Raw genomic sequence first — 23,939 nt, 5'->3', positions numbered from 1 at the left:
CCTCTTACAAGCATACGCTCAGCTTGCCTGAGCGCCACCGAACAAAAACCCGCAACCTTGCTTTTTAATTTTTTTCACTCACCAGGAAGCTGTTGAACTGCGGCGAACTCCAGGTTTTAAACCCGTCAGCCTCTTTGGTGATCATATAGACGGCCAGCCCTTCCTGACGCACCACCTCTTTGGCCTTCTCCGTGCCGAGCACCATCAATCCGGTATCCCAGGCATCCGCTTCCAGCGCGGTTGGGGCTATCACCGTCACGGACACCAGGTTGTGAGTAATCGGGCGTCCGGTTTGCGGATCAATCACGTGCGAGATACGTTTGCCATCCAGCTCGTAATAGTTGCGGTAGCTTCCGGAGGTGCTGATACCGTGCCCGTTGATGTCGACAATCGCCTGCACCGCATTCTGCTGATCGGTTGGTTTTTGGATGGCCACTCGCCACGGCCTGCCGCTGGCGTTCATGCCCCGGCTGACGAGCGCGCCCCCTACGGAAACCAGATAACGGGGAATGCCTTCCTGCGCCATCAGGGCCGCGAGATGATCCGCAGCATACCCCTCGCCTACCGTGGAGAGATCGACAAACAGGTCGGGAATATCTTTTTGCAGGTATTGCTGACCGTACTGGGAGATCACCGCCAGATGCTGTAACCCTGTACGGGCGCGGGCGTCGTCGATGGCGGCTTGATCGGGTGTAGTCACCGGCTGCTTGTTGGGGCCAAATCCCCACAGGTTCACCAGCGGCCCCACGGTCACATCCATTGCGCCGTTGGTTTTGTAGCCCACGCGCATGGCTTCCGTGACGATATCGGCCATCGCTTCGCTCACCGGCCACAGCGAGGTGCTGCTGGAGCGATTGAAACGCATCAGCGCTGAGTCATTTTTATAGGTAGAGAGTAGCTGATCGTCGGCATCCATCTGCGCCTGAATTTTACCGCGTAGTTCTTCAGCGCGGGACTTATCAATATCCATCACGCTGACGCGCCAGAAGGTCCCCATGGTTTTCCCTTCCAGCACCGTCGCGGCGGGTGCGTCGATTTTTGCGGGCTGTGTGGAAGAGTCACACGCGGTCAGGAGTAAAAAAGTCGCCAGAACGCTGGCGCGTAAAAAAGTCATATCCATTGGTTATTATCCTCATGCCAGGGCGGCAAGAGTACACTAAAACAGCGTATTTGAAGACCCTAAAAAAGCACGAAAAAAGGGGCCTGATGGCCCCTTTGTTGCAGTATGAGCAATTAGAACTGGTAAACCAGACCCAGCGCGACGATATCGTCGGTACCGATACCTGTCTGACGGGTGAAGTCGTTTTCATCCAGCAGGTTGATTTTGTAATCAACGTAGGTGGACATGTTTTTGTTGAAGTAGTAAGTCGCGCCAACATCAACATACTTCAGGATATCCTGATCGCCATAGTTTTCGATGTCTTTACCTTTAGATTGCAGGTAAGCCACGGATGGACGCAGGCCGAAGTCGAACTGATACTGAGCAACCACTTCGAAGTTCTGTGCTTTGTTAGCCCAGCCCTGATCGCCAACGCGGGTCGCGTTGTAAGTCTGAGTATACTGTGCAGCCAGATAGATGTTGTTCGCGTCGTATTTCAGACCACCGGTGTAGGTCTCTGCGCGATCGCCGTCACCGAAGTAGCCTGGCGCATTCTGGTCAGCAGTACGTTTAGAGCTGGTGACCGCCGTACCGAGTGCGAAGCCTTCGCCCAGATCGTAGGTCAGAGATCCGCCGTAGCCATCACCGTTCTGACGCAGCGCGTCACGACCGTTGTTGGTCTGGCCTTCGCCGCTTGGGCTGCCGTTTTTACCCTGGTACTGCAACGCGAAGTTCAGACCATCAACCAGACCGAAGAAGTCCTGGTTACGGTAGGTCGCGAAGCCGTTACCACGCTGCTGCATGAAGTTGTCAGAACCGTAGGTGTCGCCGCCGAATTCCGGCAGAACGTCAGTCCAGGAAGTCACATCGTAAACAACGCCGTAGTTACGACCGTAGTCGAATGAACCTGCATCAGCGAATTTCAGACCTGCGAACGCCACACGCGTCCATGAGTTGTTTTCGTTCTCACCAGAGTTACCCTGGATCTGGTATTCCCACTGGCCGTAACCGGTCAGCTGGTCGTTAACCTGAGTTTCGCCTTTGAAGCCCAGACGCATGTAGGTCTGGTCGCCGTCTGCGCTGTCGTCATCAGAGAAATAGTGCAGACCATCCACTTTACCGTACAGATCTAATTTGTTGCCGTCTTTGTTATAAATTTCAGCCGCATTTGCTGCGCCTGCCACCAGCAGAGCTGGTACCAGGAGGGACAGTACTTTAACTTTCATTTTATTAACCCTCTGTTATATGCCTTATTATTTACCACTGCTTACTGGTCAACCCTCTTAACCAGTCGGCAAGTTCATTCTCCTCAAAAATGCAGAATAATCCAACAGGAATATGATACGAAAACTTTGAAGATGTTTCACTTTACCATCAAGATGTTTCAATTTGTAAATTTAGAGGAACTTTTACAGAGCATAAATAGTTTAAAAATATAGCACGGATAATCAAAACAAAAATATATTCTATTTAATTCATACAATTAGATCAAAAAACAGTACAGCACTGAATGACAAAAAAATTCCCTTCAACACCACTAAAATAATCCTCGCTATCATCATTAACTTTATTTATTACCGTCATTCAGTTCTGAATGTCTGTTTATCCCTAATTGAACCGGATGCTTCGCATTCGGTTTTTTTTTACCTTTCTTTACGTCAGCCGACATTTAATGTGCTACCGCTCAGTAATGATAACGACTATTAACTAAATCCCGCATCCGGCTTGCACTGAATTGTTTTTATGATACCGAAATTAATTTCTTGTTTATTCGTGCTATTTTTCTGCCGGTGCGACGGCGTATTTATACATTTCACGGGGTTTTGTACACCTTTCATCCGGGGACGTTGAAGCCGGTTACCCGAATAAAAAGTCAAGGTCATACCGATAACGACGCTGGAAATTCAGTTATTACCCTTTATACTGCCCTATCCCATTACCGCGCGGCCATTACGGGTTAAACACATCGATGAGTCAGACTGAAACTACCGCCCCGAGCAAATTCTCCCTTCTACCGGGCAGCATCACCCGTTTCTTTCTTCTGTTGATCGTTGTGCTGTTAGTCACAATGGGAGTAATGATCCAGAGCGCCGTTAACACCTGGCTTAAAGATAAAAGCTATCAAATCGTCGATATCACCCATGCGGTGCACAAGCGCATTGATACGTGGCGCTACGCGACCTGGCAAATCTACGACAATATCGCTGCCGCGCCTGCCACCTCATCAGGCGAAGGGTTGCAGGAAACGCGCCTTAAGCAGGATGTGTATTACCTGGAAAAACCGCAGCGCAAGACGGAAGCCCTGATTTTCGGCTCGCACGACAGCGCAACGCTTGAGATGACGCAGCGGATCTCCTCCTATCTGGACACCCTGTGGGGCGCAGAGACCGTACCGTGGTCCATGTATTACCTGAACGGTCAGGACAACAGCATGATCCTGATCTCGACCCTGCCGCTTAAGGATCTCTCGTCCGGCTTTAAAGAGACCACCGTTGGCAGTATTGTCGATTCCCGTCGGGCAGAAATGCTGCAACAGGCCAACGCGCTGGACGAGCGCGAAAGTTTCTCGTCATTACGCCGTCTTGCCTGGCAGAATGGCCACTACTTTACGCTGCGAACCACCTTTAACCAGCCGGGCCATCTGGCGACCGTGGTTGCCTTCGACCTGCCGATTAACGATCTGATCCCACCGGATATGCCGCTGGACAGCTTCCGTCTGGAGCCAGACAACAGCACCCAAAATATGCGCACGCCGTCGGATAAAGAAGGCGCGGACAGCGTAGCGATCTCCTTTAATGGCTCAAAGATTGAGATTGCCTCATCGCTCAACTCAACCGGTATGCGTCTGGTGTGGCAGGTGCCTTTTGGCACCCTGATGCTTGATACCCTGCAAAACATTCTGCTGCCGCTGCTGCTGAATATCGGCCTGCTGGCGCTGGCGCTGTTTGGTTACAGCACCTTCCGTTTCCAGTCGGGCCGCCAGAGCGACTCGACGTCGGTATCAGCCGGGACCAGCAACGAGCTGCGCATTCTTCGCGCCCTGAATGAAGAGATTATTTCCGTGTTGCCGCTTGGGGTGCTCGTTCACGATCAGGAGGCAAACCGCACGGTAATGAGCAATAAAATTGCCGATCACCTTCTGCCGCATCTTAACCTGCAAAATATTACGGCCATGGCGGACCAGCATCAGGGCGTCATCCAGGCCACCATTAATAATGAACTGTATGAGATCCGTCAGTTCCGCAGTCAGGTCGCCTCGCGCACGCAAATCTTCATCATTCGCGATCAGGATCGCGAAGTGCTGGTGAATAAAAAGCTCAAGCAGGCGCAAAGGCTGTACGAGAAAAACCAGCATGGCCGGGCCGCGTTTATGCAAAATATTGGCGATGCCTTTAAACAGCCGTTGAAGTCACTCGCCACGCAGATTGCTGATCTGAGCACGCCGGAAAGCCGACAGCTAAGCAGCCAGGCCGATTCACTGGTTCGTCTGGTGGACGAAATCCAGCTTGCGAACATGCTGGAGAATGACATCTGGAAAGGCACCCCTACGCTCTTCTCTATCCAGGATCTGATTGATGAGGTGGTGCCGGAAGTCCTGCCGGTGATCAAGCGCAAAGGACTCCAGCTGCTGATCAACAACCATTTACCGGCCAACGACGAACGTCACGGCGATCGCGATGCCCTGCGTCGCATCCTGATGATGTTGATTCAGTATGCCGTCACCACGACGCAGATCGGCAAGATCACCCTTGAAGTCAGCACCGATGAGTCCACCGACGATCGACTGACGTTCCGTATTCTGGATACGGGCGAAGGCGTCACCGTGAGCGAAATTGATAACCTGCACTTCCCGTTCCTGAACGATACCCAGCGCGACCACTACGGTAAGGCGAATGCCCTCACCTTCTGGCTCTGCGATCAGCTGGCGCGTAAGCTGGGCGGTCATCTGAACATCAAGGCGCGCGAATCCCTCGGCACCCGCTACTCTTTACACGTAAAAATGGCGGCGAATCCCCAGGAAGAGGATGAAGAGCGTCTGCTGGATGATGTGGTGGTGATGGTGGATGTGACCTCCAGTGAGATCCGAAATATCGTCGTTCGTCAGCTGGAAAACTGGGGGGCGTCCTGCATTACCCCGGACGAAAGGCTCGCGAGTCAAGAATTTGATCTATTTTTAACTGATAATCCGTCTAATCTTACTGCCTCAGGCTTGCTTTTAAGCGATGATGAGCCAGGCGTGCGGATAATCGGCCCTGGGCAGCTGCGCGTCAACTTTAATATGAGCAATGCAATGCAGGAAGCTGTATTACAACTGATTGAAGAGAATCTGGCGCAGGAAGAGATCCTGGAGTCACCGTTAGGCGGCGATGAAAATGCCGAACTCCATGCCAGCGGATATTATTCGCTCTTCGTTGATACAGTACCAGATGATGTTAAGCGGTTGTATACTGAGTCCGCTGCGCAGGATTTTGCAGCGCTGGCACAGACAGCACACCGGCTTAAAGGGGTGTTTGCCATGCTTAATCTGGTTCCCGGCAAGCAGTTATGTGAAACGCTGGAACATCTAATTCGTGAGAAAGATGCCTCTGGCATTGAAAAATACATCAGCGACATTGACGCTTACGTCAAGAGCTTGCTGTAGCAAGGTAGCCTTATACATGAACAATATGAACGTAATTATTGCCGATGACCATCCGATTGTACTGTTCGGTATTCGCAAATCACTTGAACAGATCGAGTGGGTGAATGTAGTCGGTGAATTTGAAGATTCCACAGCCCTTATTAACAACCTGCCTAAACTTGATGCGCACGTGCTCATTACCGATCTCTCCATGCCTGGAGATAAATACGGTGATGGGATCACGCTCATCAAATACATTAAACGCCACTTCCCGGACATTTCGATCATTGTTCTGACCATGAACAATAACCCGGCGATCCTGAGCGCCGTTCTGGATCTCGATATTGAAGGGATTGTGCTGAAACAAGGCGCACCTACCGATCTGCCAAAAGCGCTGGCGGCGCTACAGAAAGGGAAGAAATTCACTCCTGAGAGCGTCTCACGCCTGCTTGAAAAAATCAGCGCGGGTGGTTATGGCGACAAGCGTCTCTCGCCTAAAGAGAGTGAAGTTCTGCGTCTGTTCGCTGAAGGTTTCCTGGTTACTGAAATCGCCAAGAAGCTGAACCGCAGTATTAAAACCATCAGTAGCCAGAAAAAATCCGCGATGATGAAGCTAGGTGTGGATAACGATATCGCCCTGCTGAACTATCTCTCTTCCGTGACGCTGAGCGCAACGGACAAAGATTGATCTTCGCTGTCTACGCCGGGTGGCGCTTGCGCTTACCCGGCCTACAGACCCCGTAGGCCCGCGCAAGCGCCGCGCCGTCGGGCACATAAAAAAGGCCCTTTCGGGCCTTTTTTATTGTCTCGCTTTTCGTACCCGCTCCGCATACACGGACAGCGTCTGCTTCAGTACATCCAGCGTGACCGGCTTCGACAGGCAGCTGTCCATTCCCGACTCCAGACAGCGTTGCTTTTCCTCCGCCAGCGCGTTGGCTGTGACCCCCACCACCGGCAGCGTCAGCCCCAGCTGTCGAATACGCTGCGTCAGACGGTAGCCGTCCATGTTAGGCATGTTCACATCGCTGAGCACAATATCAATATGGTTCTTACTTAAGACATTCAGGGCATCCACGCCATCATTGGCCGTTTTACACTGATAGCCCAGAGAGCCAAGCTGATCTGCGAGCAGACGACGGTTAATCGGATGATCGTCAACGACCAGAATCATCATATCGTCGTTCACCGACGCCAGCTCATCAGGGGAAGCCAGCACGGTGGCGCCGTCGCTGTCCTCAAGCTGCACGCTGTAAATACGCGCCAGCAAGCCCAGCAGCTCGTGCGGTGTCGCCACGCTGTGCACCCATACCCCAGGCGAACGCTCAAGCGGGATACCGATATGACGGCGGCAGAACATCACCACGCCGCGCCCCGCCCACGCCTGCTCCGGCTCAACGTCGGTAATCAGCATGTCATCCGCGTCCGGCGTCTGGCCTTCGTAGCGTGAAACCCGCACGCCGCTGCTGGTCAGCATCGAGGTCAGGAAATCATGTAAGGAGGCGTTGTGCACCGCCAGCCAGCAGTGCTTATCGCTCAGCCCGTCGACCGTGGTTTTCGCCGGATAGTGCGCCGAATAGAGCGGAATACGAATGGTGAACTGGCTGCCCATTCCTGGCTCAGTATCGACGGAGATATCCCCGTCCATCATGCTGATAAGCTTCTCGCAAATCGCCAGACCTAGCCCGGTCCCCTGGAAATTACGCTGGACGCCGGTTCCCACCTGGAAGAATGGATCGAACAGGCGAACGACCTCTTTCGCCGGAATGCCAACCCCCGTGTCGCGCACGCGAATGGTCAGGTACTCCCCTGCCCGGCAGACGTGCAGCACAATACAGCCGATATCGGTGAATTTGATGGCGTTGCTCAGCAGGTTTGAGATGACCTGTTGCAGACGCATCGGATCGCCATGCAGCGTCAGCGGCACATCCGGCTCGATAAAGCAGTACAGCCCAAGCTGTTTACGCACCACCAGCGGCAGGTAGTTGGCGCAGATATGGTTCATCACCTCGCGCGGGGAGAACTCGCGCGGCTCTATTTTCAACTGCTCGGATTCAATTTTAGAGAAGTCGAGAATATCGCTGATGATTTTCAGCAGCAGGCTGGACGAGTTGTTCATGGCCGTCACCAGCCGGTCGACCCCTTTCGGCAGCTCTTTGGTCTGGAGCAGGTCGAGGTTACCGATAATACCGTACAGCGGCGTACGCAGCTCATGACTGACGGTCGCGAGGAACATCGATTTCGACTGACTGGCCTGCTCCGCCGCCTGCGCCATATCCTGCAATGACTCTTCCATTTTCACGCGCGCAGAGACGTCCACCAGCACGCAAATGGCCACGTTTTCATTGCGGTAGCGCGAATGGACGAAGCTGATTTGCAGGTTGGTGTGGGTGCTGGTCAGCACATCCACAAAGTTAACCTGTTGCCCACAGATGATCTGCGTTAACCGCTGGCGGTCTTCATGCGTGAGCATGTTCAGGTAGTTATGGGCAAGCTCGTTACTGAGGATATTTGTCCCGTCCTGAGTACGCAGGATGCAGATCCCCACCGGCGCCGAGGCGACAATTTTACGGTTAAACTGCTCATGCTCTTCCAGACGCTGAGCATCCGCTTCCGCCGGAATAAAGATCCGCCGCTCATACATTCTCGCCAGCATAAACAGCGCGACGCCTACCGCGATGTTCAGCAAAATGGCGTTAAGGATCAGGATGCGAATGCGCTCCAGCACCTTGTCCACCGGCAGCGAGTAGACAATGCTCAGCGACGATGGCGGTAAACTTTTCTTCAGCACCAGCTCGCGGAACCCGGAGGTATAGCCAAACCATGACCGCTCCTGCATCCAGCTGGGTTCCACCTTCAGACGGTTTTCAGGCCCGGTAAGGGAGATGAGCGGATGGCCGTTTTCATCCAGAATGGTCACGCCCATCGGCAGACTGCCCGGCGTGAAGAAGTTTTCCATGCGGATGGTTTGTTCAATCCCCAGCAGCGCTTGCAGGCGGTTTCCGAGGTAAACCGGAGTCAGGGCATAGAAATAGCCGACGCCCATGCGCGGCCCCTGGCTTATCCAGAAGATGTTGTTCCCGCGCTCTTCCTGAGGCGCATTGCGGTATTTCACTATGCGCTCATGCAGGCTTTTCAGCGCGTCTTCGCGTTCGACGGGCATATCCCGCAGGCCGAAATCCGCCATGCAGAGATTTTCGTTGCTAATCAGGTAGACGCGGTTCAGATCGTAAGCGGCCGAGAAGTTATCGCGCCAGTAGCGCATAAACCATGACAGGGACTCCAGTGAACCACGCCAGGCTTTGCCCATGGCGGAACAATCGGAGTCCGGGAAGAGCGGTTCGAAATCAGGTACTTCGGTTTTTTCATCCCGACCGCGGATGGCAAGAATGCCGTTCTCCGCCGTGAGTCGATTCTCCGCAATATACTTAAGCTCTTTCATCACGTCAGAGGTGCGCTGGATATAGCGCTGGGCCTGATCCGAGCTTAAGTTAAACTCCTGGCGGATCTCCGCTTCTTTCTGGTGTAACGCGTTAACGATGTAAAACACCGAGAGCAGTGCCACCAGCAACCATAGCAGTAGCGCAAGCGCCCGAAACAGATAGCGAGAGACTTTTAACGTGGTACGAAAGGAGACGAGGTATTTCAAAGGGGCGAGGCTCCGCCGTCGGGGTCAAAAAGAATGTGGTTAAGGTAGCGGTAAACGCGGCTTGTCGCAACGTTCACTTGTCTGCTTGCGCAAAACAAAAGGGCCGGAAACCGGCCCTTTATGCGTCAGGAGACGTTACTCGTCAGCGTCATCCGCTGCTTCATCATCGGTGTCCGCTTCCGGGGCGATTTCATCATCCCCTTCCGCGACGCTGCCGTCGATAGAGTCGAGCTCTTCGTCATCCACCGGCTCAGCAACGCGTTGCAGACCGACGACGTTTTCATCTTCCGCAGTGCGGATGAGGATAACGCCCTGGGTGTTACGACCCACCACGCTGATCTCAGACACGCGGGTACGCACCAGCGTACCGGCATCGGTGATCATCATGATCTGGTCCGCGTCGTCCACCTGCACCGCGCCAACAACGGAACCGTTGCGCTCGGTTACTTTGATGGAGATAACGCCCTGCGTGCCGCGAGACTTGGTCGGGTATTCGCTTTCCGCCGTACGTTTACCGTAGCCGTTCTGGGTGACGGTCAGGATTGCGCCTTCGCCACGCGGAACGATCAGGGAAACAACGGAGTCTTCACCCGCCAGCTTGATACCACGCACGCCGGTCGCCGTACGACCCATTGCGCGCACGGCGTTCTCTTTAAAGCGCACCACTTTACCGGCGGCAGAGAACAGCATGACTTCATCAGAACCGGAGGTCAGATCCACGCCGATCAGCTCATCGCCTTCGTTCAGGTTCACCGCGATGATCCCGGCAGAACGTGGACGGCTGAACTCGGTCAGCGCGGTTTTCTTCACGGTACCGCTCGCGGTCGCCATAAAGACGTTCACGCCCTCTTCGTACTCGCGTACCGGCAGAATAGCGGTGATACGTTCGTTCGCTTCCAGCGGCAGCAGGTTGACGATTGGTCGACCCCGCGCGCCACGGCTCGCTTCCGGCAGCTGATAGACTTTCATCCAGTACAGACGGCCCCGGCTGGAGAAGCAGAGGATCGTGTCGTGGGTGTTGGCCACCAGCAGACGGTCAATGAAGTCTTCTTCTTTAATACGTGCCGCAGATTTGCCTTTACCGCCACGACGCTGTGCTTCGTAGTCGGTCAACGGCTGATACTTCACGTAGCCCTGGTGAGACAGCGTCACTACCACGTCTTCGCGGTTGATCAGATCTTCAATGTTGATATCAGAGCTGTTGGCCGTGATTTCGGTGCGACGCTCGTCGCCGAACTGATCGCGAACCAGCTCCAGCTCTTCACGGATCACTTCCATCAGGCGCTCTGCGCTACCCAGGATATGCAGCAGCTCGGCAATCTGCTCCAGCAGCTCTTTGTACTCGTCGAGCAGTTTTTCATGCTCAAGGCCGGTCAGTTTCTGCAAACGCAGATCCAGAATCGCCTGGGCCTGCTGTTCAGTCAGGCAGTACTGACCGTCACGCACGCCGAATTCCGGTTCCAGCCACTCAGGACGCGCAGCGTCATCACCGGCACGTTCCAGCATTGCCGCCACGTTGCCCAGATCCCATGGACGCGCAACCAGCGACGCCTTCGCTTCTGCCGGCGTCGGCGCACGGCGGATCAGCTCGATGATCGGGTCGATGTTCGCCAGCGCAACGGCCAGTGCTTCAAGGATATGGGCACGGTCGCGCGCTTTGCGCAGTTCGAAGATGGTACGGCGAGTCACCACTTCACGGCGGTGACGCACGAACGCGCTCAGGATCTCTTTCAGGTTCATGATCTTCGGCTGGCCATGGTGCAGCGCAACCATGTTGATACCGAAGGAGACCTGAAGCTGAGTCTGGGAGTAAAGGTTGTTCAACACAACTTCACCCACCGCGTCGCGCTTGATTTCAATCACGATGCGCATACCGTCTTTATCAGACTCGTCACGCAGCGCGCTGATGCCTTCAACGCGTTTTTCTTTTACCAGCTCGGCGATTTTTTCAATCAGTCGCGCTTTGTTCACCTGATACGGGATCTCGTGAACAATGATGGTTTCACGGCCGGTTTTAGCGTCCGCTTCCACTTCGGCGCGGGCACGGATGTAAATCTTGCCGCGACCGGTGCGGTACGCTTCTTCAATACCGCGACGGCCATTGATGATTGCCGCCGTCGGGAAGTCCGGGCCCGGGATGTGTTCCATCAGCCCTTCAATGCTGATGTCTTCATCGTCAATGTAGGCCAGGCAGCCGTTGATCACTTCCGTGATATTGTGCGGTGGAATGTTGGTTGCCATACCGACGGCGATACCGGACGAACCGTTCACCAGCAGGTTTGGGATCTTCGTTGGCATAACGTCAGGAATTTTTTCCGTGCCGTCGTAGTTATCAACGAAATCAACCGTCTCTTTTTCCAGGTCAGCCATCAGCTCATGGGCAATCTTCGCCAGACGGATTTCCGTATAACGCATTGCCGCGGCGGAGTCGCCGTCGATAGAACCAAAGTTACCCTGACCATCTACCAGCATGTAACGCAGCGAGAAGGGCTGCGCCATACGGACAATGGTGTCGTACACCGCGGAATCACCATGGGGATGGTATTTACCGATTACGTCACCAACGACACGGGCAGATTTTTTGTAGGCTTTATTCCAGTCATTGCCCAATACGTTCATGGCGTATAGTACGCGACGGTGTACCGGCTTCAGGCCATCGCGGACGTCCGGCAGCGCACGGCCAACAATGACCGACATCGCATAGTCCAGATAGGAGCTTTTCAGCTCTTCCTCGATGTTAACCGGTGTAATTTCTCTCGCAAGGTCGCTCATCTAACCGCTATCCCTCTACTGTATCCCGGATTCAAAGGTCGCAAATTATAACACAGCCGCAGTGATACAGGTAAACCTATACGCTTTATTCACAGGGATTGCCTGATATACTCATTTGTCTTGCTAAATAAGGAGTAAAAGCGCCCATGAATGCCGAAAAATCCCCGGTGGCTCACAACGTTGACCACGAAGAGATTGCCAAATTTGAAGCGGTGGCGTCCCGCTGGTGGGATCTCGAAGGTGAGTTCAAACCTCTGCATCGTATTAACCCGCTGCGTCTGGGCTATATCGCGGAGCGTTCCGGCGGTCTGTTCGGTAAGAAAGTGCTCGACGTCGGCTGCGGCGGCGGCATCCTGGCGGAAAGTATGGCGCGTGAAGGGGCCACCGTCACCGGTCTGGACATGGGCTTCGAACCTCTACAGGTTGCCCGTCTTCATGCGCTGGAGTCCGGCATACAGGTAGAATACGTTCAGGAAACCGTGGAAGAGCACGCGGCAAAACATGCGCACCAGTATGACGTGGTGACCTGCATGGAGATGCTGGAGCACGTTCCCGATCCGCAGTCGGTGGTCAGCGCCTGTGCAAAACTGGTGAAACCGGGTGGACAGGTCTTCTTCTCGACCATCAACCGCAACGGCAAAGCCTGGCTGATGGCCGTGGTAGGTGCGGAATACGTGCTGCGCATGGTGCCGAAAGGGACGCACGACGTGAAGAAGTTCATCAAGCCTGCCGAACTGCTGGGCTGGGTTGACCAGACATGGCTTAAGGAGCAGCACATGACGGGTCTGCACTACAATCCGCTGACGGATAAATTCAAACTGGCCCCGGGCGTGGATGTTAACTATATGTTGCACACAACCGCCAAAAACGACTAACGTCATCCGTTATTCTTATAATGATTGCGCGACATCATGTTGCGCAATTCTGACCTCCCGTTGAAGAAATCAGCACTCGATCAAATTTTGAATTTTTTTTCTTAATTATTGACATCTCTTCCAGGCCTTACGGCACGAGGACTTAGGCTTTTTTACCCTTTCACAACCTCAATTTAACGTCAAAATCAACCCTTGTACTGAAAAGAATCCTTACTAGAATACTCACCATATAGCGTTCTTCTTATCGCAAAACCCCTATATGTAGTATTTATCCACAGAGTTAGTCACAAGACGGGTCTGTGGATAAGCGGGGGATATTTTTTATTTCACGGACAGGTAAAAACCCACATGAATCAGAGTCTGCTGGTGACAAAGCGCGACGGTACCACCGAGCGTATCAATCTGGACAAAATCCATCGAGTTCTCGACTGGGCAGCAGAAGGACTGAACAACGTATCTATCTCCCAGGTTGAACTGCGTTCTCACATTCAGTTCTACGACGGCATCAAAACGTCTGATATCCACGAAACCATTATCAAAGCAGCGGCAGATCTGATCTCCCGCGACGCACCGGATTATCAGTACCTCGCTGCGCGTCTGGCGATTTTCCACCTGCGTAAAAAAGCCTACGGCCAGTTCGAGCCGCCGAAGCTTTACGATCACGTAGTGAAAATGGTCGAGCTGGGCAAATACGACACGCATCTGCTGGAAGACTATACGGAAGAAGAGTTCGAGCAGATGAACGGGTTTATCGATCACTGGCGCGACATGAACTTCTCCTACGCGGCGGTGAAGCAGCTCGAAGGCAAATACCTGGTTCAGAACCGTGTGACGGGCGAAATTTACGAGAGCGCCCAGTTCCTCTATATTCTGGTGGCCGCCTGCCTGTTCTCTAATTATCCGCGTGAAACCCGTCTGGACTACGTGAAGCGTTTCTACGATGCGGTCTCTACGTTCAAGATTTCTCTGCCTACGCCAATCATGTCTGGCGTGCGTACCCCTACCCGTCAGTTCAGTTCCTGCGTACTGATCGAGTGTGGTGACAGCCTGGATTCCATCAACGCGACCTCCAGCGCCATCGTGAAATACGTCTCCCAGCGTGCCGGTATCGGCATCAACGCCGGCCGTATCCGTGCGCTGGGCAGCCCGATCCGCGGCGGTGAAGCGTTCCACACCGGCTGTATTCCGTTCTACAAGCACTTCCAGACGGCTGTAAAATCCTGCTCTCAGGGCGGCGTGCGCGGTGGCGCTGCGACCCTGTTCTACCCAATGTGGCACCTGGAAGTTGAAAGCCTGCTGGTTCTGAAGAACAACCGCGGCGTGGAAGGCAACCGCGTGCGTCACATGGACTACGGCGTGCAGATCAACAAGCTGATGTACACCCGTCTGCTGAAAGGGGAAGACATCACCCTGTTCAGCCCATCCGACGTCCCGGGTCTGTACGACGCGTTCTTCGCCGATCAGGATGAGTTCGAGCGTCTGTACACCAAATATGAAAAAGACGACAGCATCCGTAAGCAGCGCGTGAAGGCGGTAGACCTGTTCTCCCTGATGATGCAGGAACGTGCCTCTACTGGCCGTATCTACATTCAGAACGTTGACCACTGCAACACCCACAGCCCGTTCGATCCGGTGGTTGCCCCAGTGCGCCAGTCCAACCTGTGCCTGGAGATCGCCCTGCCGACCAAACCGCTGGAAGACGTGAACGACGAAAACGGCGAAATCGCGCTGTGTACGCTCTCTGCGTTCAACCTGGGTGCGATTAAGAGCCTGGACGAGCTGGAAGAGCTGGCGGTGCTGGCGGTTCGTGCGCTCGACGCCCTGCTGGATTACCAGGATTACCCAATCCCGGCCGCTAAACGCGGGGCGATGGGTCGTCGTACCCTAGGTATCGGCGTGATCAACTTCGCCTACTGGCTGGCGAAAAACGGCAAGCGTTACTCCGACGGCAGCGCCAACAATCTGACGCACCAGACGTTCGAAGCGATCCAGTATTACCTGATGAAAGCCTCTAACGAGCTGGCGAAAGAGCAAGGCGCGTGCCCGTGGTTCAACGAAACCACCTACGCAAAAGGCATTCTGCCGATCGACACCTACAAGAAAGACCTGGATGCGATCGTCAGCGAGCCGCTGCACCTCGACTGGGAAGGCCTGCGCGAGTCCATTAAAACGCACGGCCTGCGTAACTCCACGCTCTCTGCCCTGATGCCGTCCGAGACCTCTTCGCAGATCTCCAACGCCACCAACGGTATTGAGCCACCGCGCGGCCACGTCAGCATCAAAGCGTCGAAAGACGGCGTGCTGCGTCAGGTGGTGCCGGATTACGAAACGCTGGGTGACAACTACGAGCTGCTGTGGGAAATGCCAAACAACGACGGCTACCTGCAACTGGTGGGTATCATGCAGAAGTTTATCGACCAGTCGATTTCTGCCAATACCAACTACGACCCGACGCGCTTCCCGTCAGGCAAGGTTCCGATGCAGCAACTGCTGAAAGACCTGCTCACCGCTTACAAATTTGGCGTGAAAACGCTGTACTATCACAACACCCGTGATGGAGCGGAAGACGCTCAGGACGACCTGGCGCCGTCAATTCAGGACGATGGCTGCGAAAGCGGCGCATGTAAGATCTAAGCACTTCGCCGGGTGGCGCTACGCTTACCCGGCCTACGGTTTTGTAGGCCCGGCAAACCCAGTGCCGCCGGGCAATAAAATCTCAACAGGACTCACCGCAATGGCATATACCACTTTTTCACAGACGAAAAACGACCAGCTCAAAGAGCCGATGTTCTTCGGCCAGCCGGTCAACGTGGCACGCTACGATCAGCAAAAATATGACATCTTCGAAAAGCTGATTGAAAAGCAACTCTCCTTCTTCTGGCGTCCGGAAGAAGTTGACGTTTCACGCGACCGTATCGATTTCCAGGCACTGCCGGAACACGAAAAGCACATCTTCCTCAGCAACCTGAAGTACCAGACGCTGCTGGACTCCATTCAGGGCCGTAGTCCGAACGTGGCGCTGCTGCCGCTGATCTCGATTCCTGAGCTGGAAACCTGGGTAGAAACCTGGGCGTTCTCCGAGACGATCCACTCCCGCTCTTACACCCACATCATCCGCAACATCGTAAACGATCCGGCGGTGGTGTTTGACGATATCGTCACCAACGAACAGATCCAGAAGCGTGCCGAAGGCATTGCGCACTACTACGACGAGCTGATCGAGATGACCAGCTACTGGCATCTGCTGGGCGAAGGCACGCACAACGTGAACGGTAAAACCGTCACCGTAAACCTGCGGACCCTGAAAAAACAGCTGTACCTGTGCCTGATGAGCGTCAACGCGCTGGAAGCAATCCGCTTCTACGTAAGCTTCGCCTGCTCCTTCGCTTTTGCCGAGCGCAAGCTGATGGAAGGTAACGCCAAAATTATCCGTCTGATCGCCCGTGACGAAGCCCTGCACCTGACCGGCACCCAGCATATGCTGAACCTGCTGCGCAGCGGTGCGGACGACCCGGAGATGGCTGCGATTGCCGAAGAGTGCAAACAGGAGTGCTACGACCTGTTCGTACAGGCCGCCCAGCAGGAGAAAGAGTGGGCAGACTACCTGTTCCGCGACGGCTCCATGATTGGCCTGAACAAAGACATTCTGTGCCAGTACGTGGAGTACATCACTAACATCCGCATGCAGGCTGTGGGTCTCGATCTGCCATTCCAGACGCGCTCTAACCCGATTCCGTGGATCAACACCTGGCTGGTGTCCGATAACGTGCAGGTTGCGCCGCAGGAAGTGGAAGTGAGTTCTTATCTGGTCGGTCAGATTGATTCTGAAGTCAACACCGACGACCTGAGCGACTTCCAGCTCTGATGAGCCGCGTAACGCTGAGCCTTTCTGGTACAGAAGTGCTGTGCCAGGAAGAGCACCCTTCTCTGCTGGTGGCGCTTGAAGCGCATCAGGTTGAAGTAGAGTACCAGTGTCGTGAAGGCTACTGCGGCTCCTGCCGCTGCCGTCTGGTCGCAGGCCAGGTAGACTGGCTGACCGAACCGCTGGCCTTTATCAGCGAAGGGGAAATTTTGCCCTGCTGCTGCCGGGCAAAAGGCGATATCGAGATCGAGATGTGATTGCCCTTGTTCCCTCTCCCTGTGGGAGAGGGTTAGGGTGAGGGCATCAGGCCGCAGAGCCTGATTGTCGGGTGGCGGCTTCGCCTTACCCAACCTACCAAACCTATTTCCGGTGAATGAATTCGACCGCTTTATCCGGGAAATCCGTAAACAACCCGTCCACATCCGCCTGGTTATACAGCACGTCGTAAAGCTGATTCACGTCCGTCGCATACTCCGGCAGCTGGTCTGCACGAACGGTATACGGATGCACCTGCATCTTGCTCGCATGCGCCTCTTTCACCATCGCCGTCAGCTTCACGTGACCCGGCGTTGAGCCTTCCGCCACCAGCATGTGGTAATCCGGCCCGATGCCGTCGGCGTACTGCGCAATCTGCTTCATCGCGCCCGGCTTAAACATCCAGTCGTAGCTGTAGTTCACCCACTTCCCGTCCGGCTGTTTTTCCTGGGTTTCATTCCAGTCGGTATACGCAATCAGCTGCACCAGATTGAGATCCATCCCCATCTTCGGCTCCAGCTCGGTTTTAATGCGCTTCAGTTCCGCGGCATCGAAACATTGCAGGAAAACCTTATCCTGCTTGCTGATGTAGCCGTACTTTTTCAGTACCTCCAGCGTCTTCGCGGCAATGTCCTTCCCTTCCTGATGGTGGAACCACGGCGCTTTGATTTCCGGGTAGATACCGATATTTTTTCCTGTCGAGTGGTTCAGCCCCTGAACAAACTCGATCTCCTCTTCGAAGGTGTGAATACGGAAGTCAGACTTGCCCATCGGGAAACGTCCCGGATAGACCTGTACCTTCTTACCGTTTTCAATCTCGAAGCCCTCGGTAAACTTCAGCGAGCGGATCTCCGCCAGCGTGAAGTCGATGGCGTAGTAGCGGCCATCTTTACGGGCGCGATCCGGGAAACGCTCCGCCACATCCGTGACGCGGTCAAGATAGTGGTCATGCAGAACGACCAGCTGGTCGTCCTTCGTCATCACCAGATCCTGCTCCAGAGAATCCGCGCCCTGGGCATAGGCCATCGCTTTTGCTGGCAGCGTATGCTCCGGCAGATAACCGCTGGCGCCACGGTGGGCGATCACGATTTTATCCGCCGCCAGCGCGGAGCCTGTCATCAGACCCGCCAGCAGCAGGCCTGTCGCTAACTGAGTTAATTTCATCGCAATGCTCCTTATTGACGACGCGCCAGCACTTCGGCGTGGTGACGTTTTTCACCAATCATCACAACAACCAGCAGCAGAACAGCCAGCACGCTGCCGCCAATCATCACCATAAAGCCGCCGTCCCAGCCGAAGAAGTCGACGGTGTAACCGACGATGGCGCTTGCCGCCACTGAACCGCCGAGGTAGCCAAACAGACCGGTAAAGCCTGCCGCCGTGCCTGCCGCTTTCTTCGGCGCCAGCTCCAGCGCGTGCAGGCCAATCAGCATAACCGGACCATAAATCAGGAAGCCGATGACGATCATACAGGCCATATCCACACCCGGATTACCCGGCGGGTTTAGCCAGTAAACGACCGTCGCGATGGTGACCAGCGTCATAAAGAACACGCCCGTCGCCCCACGATTGCCCTTAAACACTTTGTCCGACATCCAGCCGCAGATCAGCGTGCCGGGAATGCCCGCGTATTCATACAGGAAATAGGCCCAGGAGGATTTATCCAGCGCGAAGTGCTTCACCTCTTTCAGGTAGGTTGGCGACCAGTCGAGGATGCCGTAGCGCAGCAGGTAGACAAATACGTTCGCCACCGCGATGTACCACAGCAGCTTGTTTGGCAGCACGTACTTCATGAAGATCTGCTTTGCCGTCAGCTCTTCTTCGTGCTTCTCGCTGTAATCATCCGGGTAGTCGTTTTTGTACTCTTCGATCGGCGGCAGGCCGCAGGACTGTGGGGTGTCGCGCATCAGGGCAAAGGCGATGATCGCCACCAGAATGGCGCCAAAGGCTGGCATATAGAGCGCGGCGTGCCAGTCGTTGAACCAGGCCATCCCCAGCAGGAACAGCAGCGGAGGAAGCCCGCCGCCGACGTTATGCGCGCAGTTCCAGACCGATACAATGCCGCCACGCTCTTTCTGTGACCACCAGTGAACCATGGTGCGTCCGCATGGCGGCCATCCCATCCCCTGGAACCAGCCGCAGAGGAACAGCAGCACGAACATAATGGCAATGCTGGAGGTCGCCCACGGCACAAAGCCCATGAACAGCATCACCGCTGCCGCGAGGATCAGACCAGCGGGCAGGAACACGCGCGGATTCGAACGATCCGACACCGACCCCATAATGAACTTCGAAAAACCGTACGCGATGGAGATCCCTGAAAGCGCAAATCCCAGATCGCCGCGAGAGAAGCCCTGTTCCACCAGGTACGGCATGGCGAGCGCAAAGTTTTTACGTACCAGATAGTACGCCGCATACCCGAAGAAGATCCCGAGGAAGATTTGCCAACGCAGACGGCGGTAGAGAGGATCAATCTCTGCCTCTGGCAGTCGCGCCCGATGTGGCGCAGGTTTAAAGATACTGAGCATAACAGCCTCCGTGGCCTTTCAAAAAATGACCGGGCATCTCGCGCCCGGCTACAGAGGCGGCGATGTTAAGAAATCACGGTGAATGTTACTGTGAATCAACGCACAGATTGTTACAGAAATATGACAGAATGCGCAAAAAAGCGCATGAAATCACGTTTCACTTTCGAATTTCGCGCGTTTATGTTCGAAATCAAACAAGCCACACGATCAATGTGGCTAAATGCTAAAAAACGAACATAGAGGAAAGGCAATGACAATTCACGATCCACGCTTCAGCGATGTGATTATCATTGGCGGTGGCGCGACGGGTGCCGGCATCGCACGCGACTGCGCCCTGCGGGGATTGAGCGTCACGCTTCTGGAACGCCACGATATCGCCACCGGCGCGACGGGACGTAATCACGGTCTGTTGCACAGCGGCGCCCGCTATGCGGTCACTGACGCTGAGTCAGCGCGCGAGTGTATCGCTGAAAACCAGATCCTCAGGCGCATCGCCCGCCACTGCGTTGAACCGACCAACGGTCTTTTTATCACCCTTCCAGAAGATGACCTCGGCTTTCAGCAAACCTTTATCACCGCCTGCACGGCGGCAGGCATTCAGGCCGAGGCGATCGATCCTGCGCAGGCGCGCCGTCTTGAACCCTCGGTAAACCCGGCGTTACTGGGCGCGGTAAAAGTACCGGACGGAACCGTTGATCCTTTCCGCCTGACCGCCGCCAATATGCTCGACGCGCGGGAACATGGCGCCCAGATCCTGACCGGGCATCACGTCACCGGGCTTATTCGTGAAGGTAATACCGTGCGCGGAGTGCGCATGTTTGATGCGCAGTACAACGAACACCGCGAGCTGTATGCCGCCGTCGTGGTCAACGCGGCGGGGATCTGGGGCCAGCGCATCGCGGAATACGCGGACCTGTCGGTGCGCATGTTCCCGGCGAAAGGCTCGCTGCTGATCCTCGACCACCGCATCAATAACCATGTCATCAACCGCTGCCGTAAACCGTCTGACGCCGATATCCTCGTGCCGGGGGACACCATTTCGTTAATCGGCACGACCTCAATGCATGTGGACTACAGCGAAATTGATTACAACCGCGTCACCGCTGAAGAGGTGGATATCCTGCTGCGCGAAGGGGAAAAGCTGGCCCCGGTGATGGCGCAGACGCGTATTCTGCGTGCCTACGCGGGCGTGCGTCCCCTCGTCGCCAGCGATAACGATCCGAGCGGGCGTAACGTCAGCCGCGGCATCGTGCTGCTCGATCACGCCGAACGCGACGGCATGGACGGGTTTATCACCATTACCGGCGGCAAGCTGATGACCTATCGGCTGATGGCCCAGTGGGCCACCGATGCCATCTGCCGTAAGCTCGGCAACACCGCACCGTGCGTGACGGCGGAACAGGCTCTGCCCGGCTCGCAGCAATCGACAGAAAAAACGCTGCACAAAATCATTTCACTCCCTGCCCCGCTTCGCGGTTCAGCGATTTACCGCCACGGCGACCGCACCCCAACCTGGCTCGGTGAAGGGCGACTCAGCCGCAGCCTGGTGTGCGAATGCGAAGCCGTGACCGCAGGCGAGGTGCAGTATGCCGTGGAAAACCTGACGGTGAACAACCTGCTCGATTTACGCCGCCGCACGCGCGTCGGGATGGGCACCTGTCAGGGGGAACTGTGCGCCTGCCGTGCCGCCGGGCTGCTGCAACGTTTTCACGCCACCACCTCAACCCAGTCGCTTGCCCAGCTCAGCGATTTTTTAAACGAGCGCTGGAAGGGCATTCAGCCCGTCGCCTGGGGCGATGCCCTGCGCGAAAGCGAGTTTACCCGCTGGGTCTATCAGGGGCTTTGCGGTCTGGAGAAGGAGCACAACCATGAAATTTGATACCGTGATTGTCGGCGGCGGGCTGGCGGGCCTGCTGTGCGGCCTCAAACTGACGCAGCGGGGTCTGCGCTGCGCCATTGTCACTCGCGGTCAGAGTGCCCTGCACTTCTCCTCCGGCTCGCTGGATTTACTGGGCGCACTATCGTTCGCCGATCTGCCGCCTGAACATCCCTACCGCCTGACGGGCGCAGAGAATATGGCCCGCTTTGCCTGCGAAACAGAACACCTGCTCACCGTCTGCGACGCACGCATGCAGGGTGACGCCGAGCAAAATCATCAGCGCGTCACGCCGCTCGGCACCCTGCGCGCCGCCTGGCTTAGCCCGGAAGAAGTGCCTGTCGCCCCCATCGCTGCCGAGCGCGTGCGGGTGGTGGGGATCAGCGGTTTCCTCGATTTCCAGCCGCATCTGGCCGCCGCGTCTCTCAGACAGCAGGGTGTTCAGGTGGATACGGCGGAGATTGATCTCCCCGAACTCGACGTGCTGCGCGAAAACCCCAGCGAGTTTCGTGCGGTGAACATTGCCCGCCTGCTGGATAATGAAAGTTACTGGCCGCAGCTGTACGCGGCGCTTCAACCGCTCGGCGAGACCTGCGACGCCCTGTTTATGCCCGCCTGTTTTGGCTTAACGGACAACCGGCTCTGGCGCTGGCTCTCGGCGCGCCTGCCCTGTACGCTCGGTTTACTGCCGACGCTCCCCCCTTCCGTGCCCGGCATTCGTCTGCACACCCAGCTTCAGCGTCAGTTTGTTGCCCAGGGTGGCGTCTGGATGGCAGGCGACGAGGTGAAAAAAATCACCCTGGCTGAGGGCGCGGTAAGCGAAATCTGGACCCGCAACCACGGCGACATCCCGCTTCGCGCACGCTTTACGGTGCTGGCAAGCGGCAGTTTCTTCAGTAATGGTCTGCTGAGCAGCCGGGATGGCGTGCGTGAGGCGATCCTCGGCCTGGACGTCCGGCAAAGCACTTCCCGCGCGGACTGGTATCAAAGCGATTTCTTCACCCCGCAGCCCTGGCAGCAGTTCGGCGTGATCGTCGACAGCCAGCTGCGCCCGCGGCTGGGCGGGGAACCGGTTGACAATCTTTACGCCATCGGCTCGGTTCTGGGCGGGTACGATCCCGTGGCGCAGGGCTGCGGTGGCGGCGTCTGCGCCGTCACCGCGCTGTATGTCGCGGAGCAGATTATCCAGCGCAGGGAGGGAGCACAATGAACGACACCCGATTTGAAAGCTGTATCAAATGCACGGTCTGCACCACGGTTTGCCCGGTCAGCGGCGTGGATCCGCGCTATCCCGGCCCGAAACAGGCCGGTCCCGACGGGGAGCGTCTGCGCCTGAAGGATGGCGCGCTCTACGACGAGGCGCTGAAATACTGTATCAACTGTAAACGCTGCGAAGTTGCCTGCCCGTCGGACGTAAGAATAGGCGATATCATCCAGCGCGCCCGCGCCCGCTACAGTACGCAAAAACCGACGCTGCGTGACGCGATACTGAGCCACACCGATCTGATGGGCAGCCTCTCGACGCCTTTCGCGCCGGTCGTTAATGCCGCCACCGCCCTGAAACCGGTGCGCAGGCTGCTGGATGCGACGCTCAAAATCGACCATCACCGCAGCCTGCCGAAATATTCTCACGGCACCTTCCGCCGCTGGTATAAATCCGTGGCGGCAGAACAGGCGCAGTTCTCTGAGCAGGTCGCCTTCTTCCACGGCTGCTACGTGAACTACAACCATCCGCAGCTGGGAAAAGACCTGCTGAAAGTGCTGAACGCCATGGGAACGGGCGTTCAGCTGCTGAGCAAAGAAAAGTGCTGCGGCGTTCCGCTGATTGCCAACGGCTTCATCGACAAAGCGCGCAAGCAGGCGAGCCGCAACGTCACCGCTTTACGTGAGGCGATCGTCGACAAAGGGATACCGGTACTGGCGACGTCGTCAACCTGTACCTTCACGCTGCGCGATGAATATCCGCATCTGCTGGATGTGGATAACACCGGCCTGCGCGAGCACATTGAGCTGGCGACCCGTTTTCTCTGGCGCAAACTGGACAGCGGTCAGACGTTACCGCTGGGCAAATTGCCGCTGAAAGTGGTGTATCACACGCCATGTCATATGGAGAAGATGGGCTGGTCGATCTATACGCTTGAGCTGCTGCGGCTGATCCCGGGGCTGGAGCTGACGGTGCTGGACTCACGCTGCTGCGGCATCGCTGGCACCTACGGCTTCAAGCGTGAAAACTACCCAACCTCACAGGCCATTGGCGCGCCGCTGTTCCGGCAGATTGAAGAGAGCGGCGCAGATATCGTGGTGACGGACTGCGAAACCTGCAAGTGGCAGATCGAGATGTCCACCAGCAAACGCTGTGAACATCCCATTACCTTGCTGGCAAAAGCGCTGGCGTAACCGTTGCC

The 23,939-nt window shown here is 55.8% G+C and carries 15 protein-coding genes; 9 read left to right on the top strand and 6 right to left on the bottom strand.

Going from position 1 to position 23,939, the window contains the following annotated elements:
- Positions 1-64: 64 nt before the first annotated feature.
- Positions 65-1,120: an FAD:protein FMN transferase ApbE gene (apbE, locus tag ACOTW6_RS20830; protein WP_121478757.1), complete on the bottom strand. Its 1,056-nt coding sequence runs from the start codon at positions 1,118-1,120 to the stop codon at positions 65-67.
- A gap of 113 nt (positions 1,121-1,233) precedes the next feature.
- Positions 1,234-2,325: a porin OmpC gene (locus tag ACOTW6_RS20825; protein ID WP_121478756.1), complete on the bottom strand. Its 1,092-nt coding sequence runs from the start codon at positions 2,323-2,325 to the stop codon at positions 1,234-1,236.
- A 743-nt stretch (positions 2,326-3,068) separates the two neighbouring features.
- Between ACOTW6_RS20825 and rcsD the strand changes: the two genes are divergently transcribed.
- Both rcsD and rcsB read left to right on the top strand, forming a co-directional pair.
- Positions 3,069-5,741: a phosphotransferase RcsD gene (gene rcsD, locus ACOTW6_RS20820; protein WP_121478755.1), complete on the top strand. Its 2,673-nt coding sequence runs from the start codon at positions 3,069-3,071 to the stop codon at positions 5,739-5,741.
- A 16-nt stretch (positions 5,742-5,757) separates the two neighbouring features.
- Positions 5,758-6,408 (top strand): response regulator transcription factor RcsB, encoded by a 651-nt coding sequence (gene rcsB, locus ACOTW6_RS20815; protein WP_003859405.1) that lies wholly within the window; start codon positions 5,758-5,760, stop codon positions 6,406-6,408.
- 111 nt (positions 6,409-6,519) lie between these two features.
- Here rcsB and rcsC read toward each other — a convergent pair whose 3' ends face one another.
- The gene (rcsC, locus tag ACOTW6_RS20810; RefSeq protein WP_047053323.1) at positions 6,520-9,366 is read right to left on the bottom strand and encodes a two-component system sensor histidine kinase RcsC; all 2,847 of its coding nucleotides are present in this window, start codon (positions 9,364-9,366) and stop codon (positions 6,520-6,522) included.
- 135 nt (positions 9,367-9,501) lie between these two features.
- Positions 9,502-12,138 carry a DNA topoisomerase (ATP-hydrolyzing) subunit A gene (gene gyrA / locus ACOTW6_RS20805; RefSeq protein WP_121478754.1) on the bottom strand — a complete coding sequence of 879 codons (2,637 nt, stop codon included), beginning with the start codon at positions 12,136-12,138 and terminating at the stop codon, positions 9,502-9,504.
- Between the two features lie 146 nt (positions 12,139-12,284).
- Between gyrA and ubiG the strand changes: the two genes are divergently transcribed.
- From ubiG to yfaE, 4 genes are all read left to right on the top strand, one after another.
- Positions 12,285-13,013 carry a bifunctional 2-polyprenyl-6-hydroxyphenol methylase/3-demethylubiquinol 3-O-methyltransferase UbiG gene (gene ubiG, locus ACOTW6_RS20800; protein WP_047053322.1) on the top strand — a complete coding sequence of 243 codons (729 nt, stop codon included), beginning with the start codon at positions 12,285-12,287 and terminating at the stop codon, positions 13,011-13,013.
- A 348-nt stretch (positions 13,014-13,361) separates the two neighbouring features.
- Positions 13,362-15,647 (top strand): class 1a ribonucleoside-diphosphate reductase subunit alpha, encoded by a 2,286-nt coding sequence (nrdA, locus tag ACOTW6_RS20795; RefSeq protein ID WP_062932745.1) that lies wholly within the window; start codon positions 13,362-13,364, stop codon positions 15,645-15,647.
- Positions 15,648-15,747: 100 nt separating this feature from the next.
- A complete protein-coding gene (gene nrdB, locus ACOTW6_RS20790) occupies positions 15,748-16,878 on the top strand; it encodes a class Ia ribonucleoside-diphosphate reductase subunit beta (RefSeq protein ID WP_047053603.1) in 1,131 nt (376 codons plus the stop codon).
- Positions 16,878-17,132 carry a class I ribonucleotide reductase maintenance protein YfaE gene (gene yfaE / locus ACOTW6_RS20785; RefSeq protein WP_003859419.1) on the top strand — a complete coding sequence of 85 codons (255 nt, stop codon included), beginning with the start codon at positions 16,878-16,880 and terminating at the stop codon, positions 17,130-17,132. The genes nrdB and yfaE overlap by 1 nt, the downstream gene beginning before the upstream one ends.
- A 103-nt stretch (positions 17,133-17,235) precedes the next feature.
- On the opposite strand, the gene glpQ is transcribed toward yfaE, so the two are convergent.
- Both glpQ and glpT read right to left on the bottom strand, forming a co-directional pair.
- Complete coding sequence (gene glpQ, locus ACOTW6_RS20780; protein ID WP_121478753.1) at positions 17,236-18,294, bottom strand: glycerophosphodiester phosphodiesterase; 1,059 nt, start codon at positions 18,292-18,294, stop codon at positions 17,236-17,238.
- An 11-nt stretch (positions 18,295-18,305) separates the two neighbouring features.
- Positions 18,306-19,658 carry a glycerol-3-phosphate transporter gene (gene glpT / locus ACOTW6_RS20775; RefSeq protein ID WP_003859423.1) on the bottom strand — a complete coding sequence of 451 codons (1,353 nt, stop codon included), beginning with the start codon at positions 19,656-19,658 and terminating at the stop codon, positions 18,306-18,308.
- A 250-nt stretch (positions 19,659-19,908) separates the two neighbouring features.
- Here glpT and glpA point away from each other — a divergent pair, with 250 nt between their 5' ends.
- The 3 genes from glpA to glpC are packed head-to-tail and all read left to right on the top strand — an operon-like array spanning position 19,909 to position 23,931.
- Positions 19,909-21,537 (top strand): anaerobic glycerol-3-phosphate dehydrogenase subunit A, encoded by a 1,629-nt coding sequence (gene glpA / locus ACOTW6_RS20770; RefSeq protein ID WP_048973467.1) that lies wholly within the window; start codon positions 19,909-19,911, stop codon positions 21,535-21,537.
- Positions 21,527-22,744 carry a glycerol-3-phosphate dehydrogenase subunit GlpB gene (gene glpB / locus ACOTW6_RS20765; protein ID WP_090278910.1) on the top strand — a complete coding sequence of 406 codons (1,218 nt, stop codon included), beginning with the start codon at positions 21,527-21,529 and terminating at the stop codon, positions 22,742-22,744. Before glpA ends, glpB begins: the two co-directional genes overlap by 11 nt.
- A complete protein-coding gene (gene glpC / locus ACOTW6_RS20760) occupies positions 22,741-23,931 on the top strand; it encodes an anaerobic glycerol-3-phosphate dehydrogenase subunit GlpC (protein WP_062932742.1) in 1,191 nt (396 codons plus the stop codon). The genes glpB and glpC overlap by 4 nt, the downstream gene beginning before the upstream one ends.
- Positions 23,932-23,939: the final 8 nt, after the last annotated feature.

It is taken from the genome of Enterobacter cloacae complex sp. IR5403 (genome assembly GCF_049238705.1).
GTDB classification, from domain to species: Bacteria; Pseudomonadota; Gammaproteobacteria; order Enterobacterales; family Enterobacteriaceae; genus Enterobacter; species Enterobacter hormaechei_C.
This window is presented reverse-complemented; position numbering and strand designations above follow the sequence as displayed.

What these genes read in the sequence shown, in the direction of transcription:
- yfaE (WP_003859419.1), top strand. Translation starts at nt 16,878, where the DNA reads ATGAGCCGCGTAACGCTGAGCCTTTCTGGTACAGAAGTGCTGTGCCAG.
- rcsB (WP_003859405.1), top strand. Translation starts at nt 5,758, where the DNA reads ATGAACAATATGAACGTAATTATTGCCGATGACCATCCGATTGTACTG.
- glpB (WP_090278910.1), top strand. Translation starts at nt 21,527, where the DNA reads ATGAAATTTGATACCGTGATTGTCGGCGGCGGGCTGGCGGGCCTGCTG.
- ACOTW6_RS20825 (WP_121478756.1), bottom strand. Translation starts at nt 2,325, where the DNA reads ATGAAAGTTAAAGTACTGTCCCTCCTGGTACCAGCTCTGCTGGTGGCA.
- glpQ (WP_121478753.1), bottom strand. Translation starts at nt 18,294, where the DNA reads ATGAAATTAACTCAGTTAGCGACAGGCCTGCTGCTGGCGGGTCTGATG.
- glpA (WP_048973467.1), top strand. Translation starts at nt 19,909, where the DNA reads ATGACAATTCACGATCCACGCTTCAGCGATGTGATTATCATTGGCGGT.
- gyrA (WP_121478754.1), bottom strand. Translation starts at nt 12,138, where the DNA reads ATGAGCGACCTTGCGAGAGAAATTACACCGGTTAACATCGAGGAAGAG.
- nrdA (WP_062932745.1), top strand. Translation starts at nt 13,362, where the DNA reads ATGAATCAGAGTCTGCTGGTGACAAAGCGCGACGGTACCACCGAGCGT.
- nrdB (WP_047053603.1), top strand. Translation starts at nt 15,748, where the DNA reads ATGGCATATACCACTTTTTCACAGACGAAAAACGACCAGCTCAAAGAG.
- rcsD (WP_121478755.1), top strand. Translation starts at nt 3,069, where the DNA reads ATGAGTCAGACTGAAACTACCGCCCCGAGCAAATTCTCCCTTCTACCG.
- glpC (WP_062932742.1), top strand. Translation starts at nt 22,741, where the DNA reads ATGAACGACACCCGATTTGAAAGCTGTATCAAATGCACGGTCTGCACC.
- ubiG (WP_047053322.1), top strand. Translation starts at nt 12,285, where the DNA reads ATGAATGCCGAAAAATCCCCGGTGGCTCACAACGTTGACCACGAAGAG.
- glpT (WP_003859423.1), bottom strand. Translation starts at nt 19,658, where the DNA reads ATGCTCAGTATCTTTAAACCTGCGCCACATCGGGCGCGACTGCCAGAG.
- apbE (WP_121478757.1), bottom strand. Translation starts at nt 1,120, where the DNA reads ATGGATATGACTTTTTTACGCGCCAGCGTTCTGGCGACTTTTTTACTC.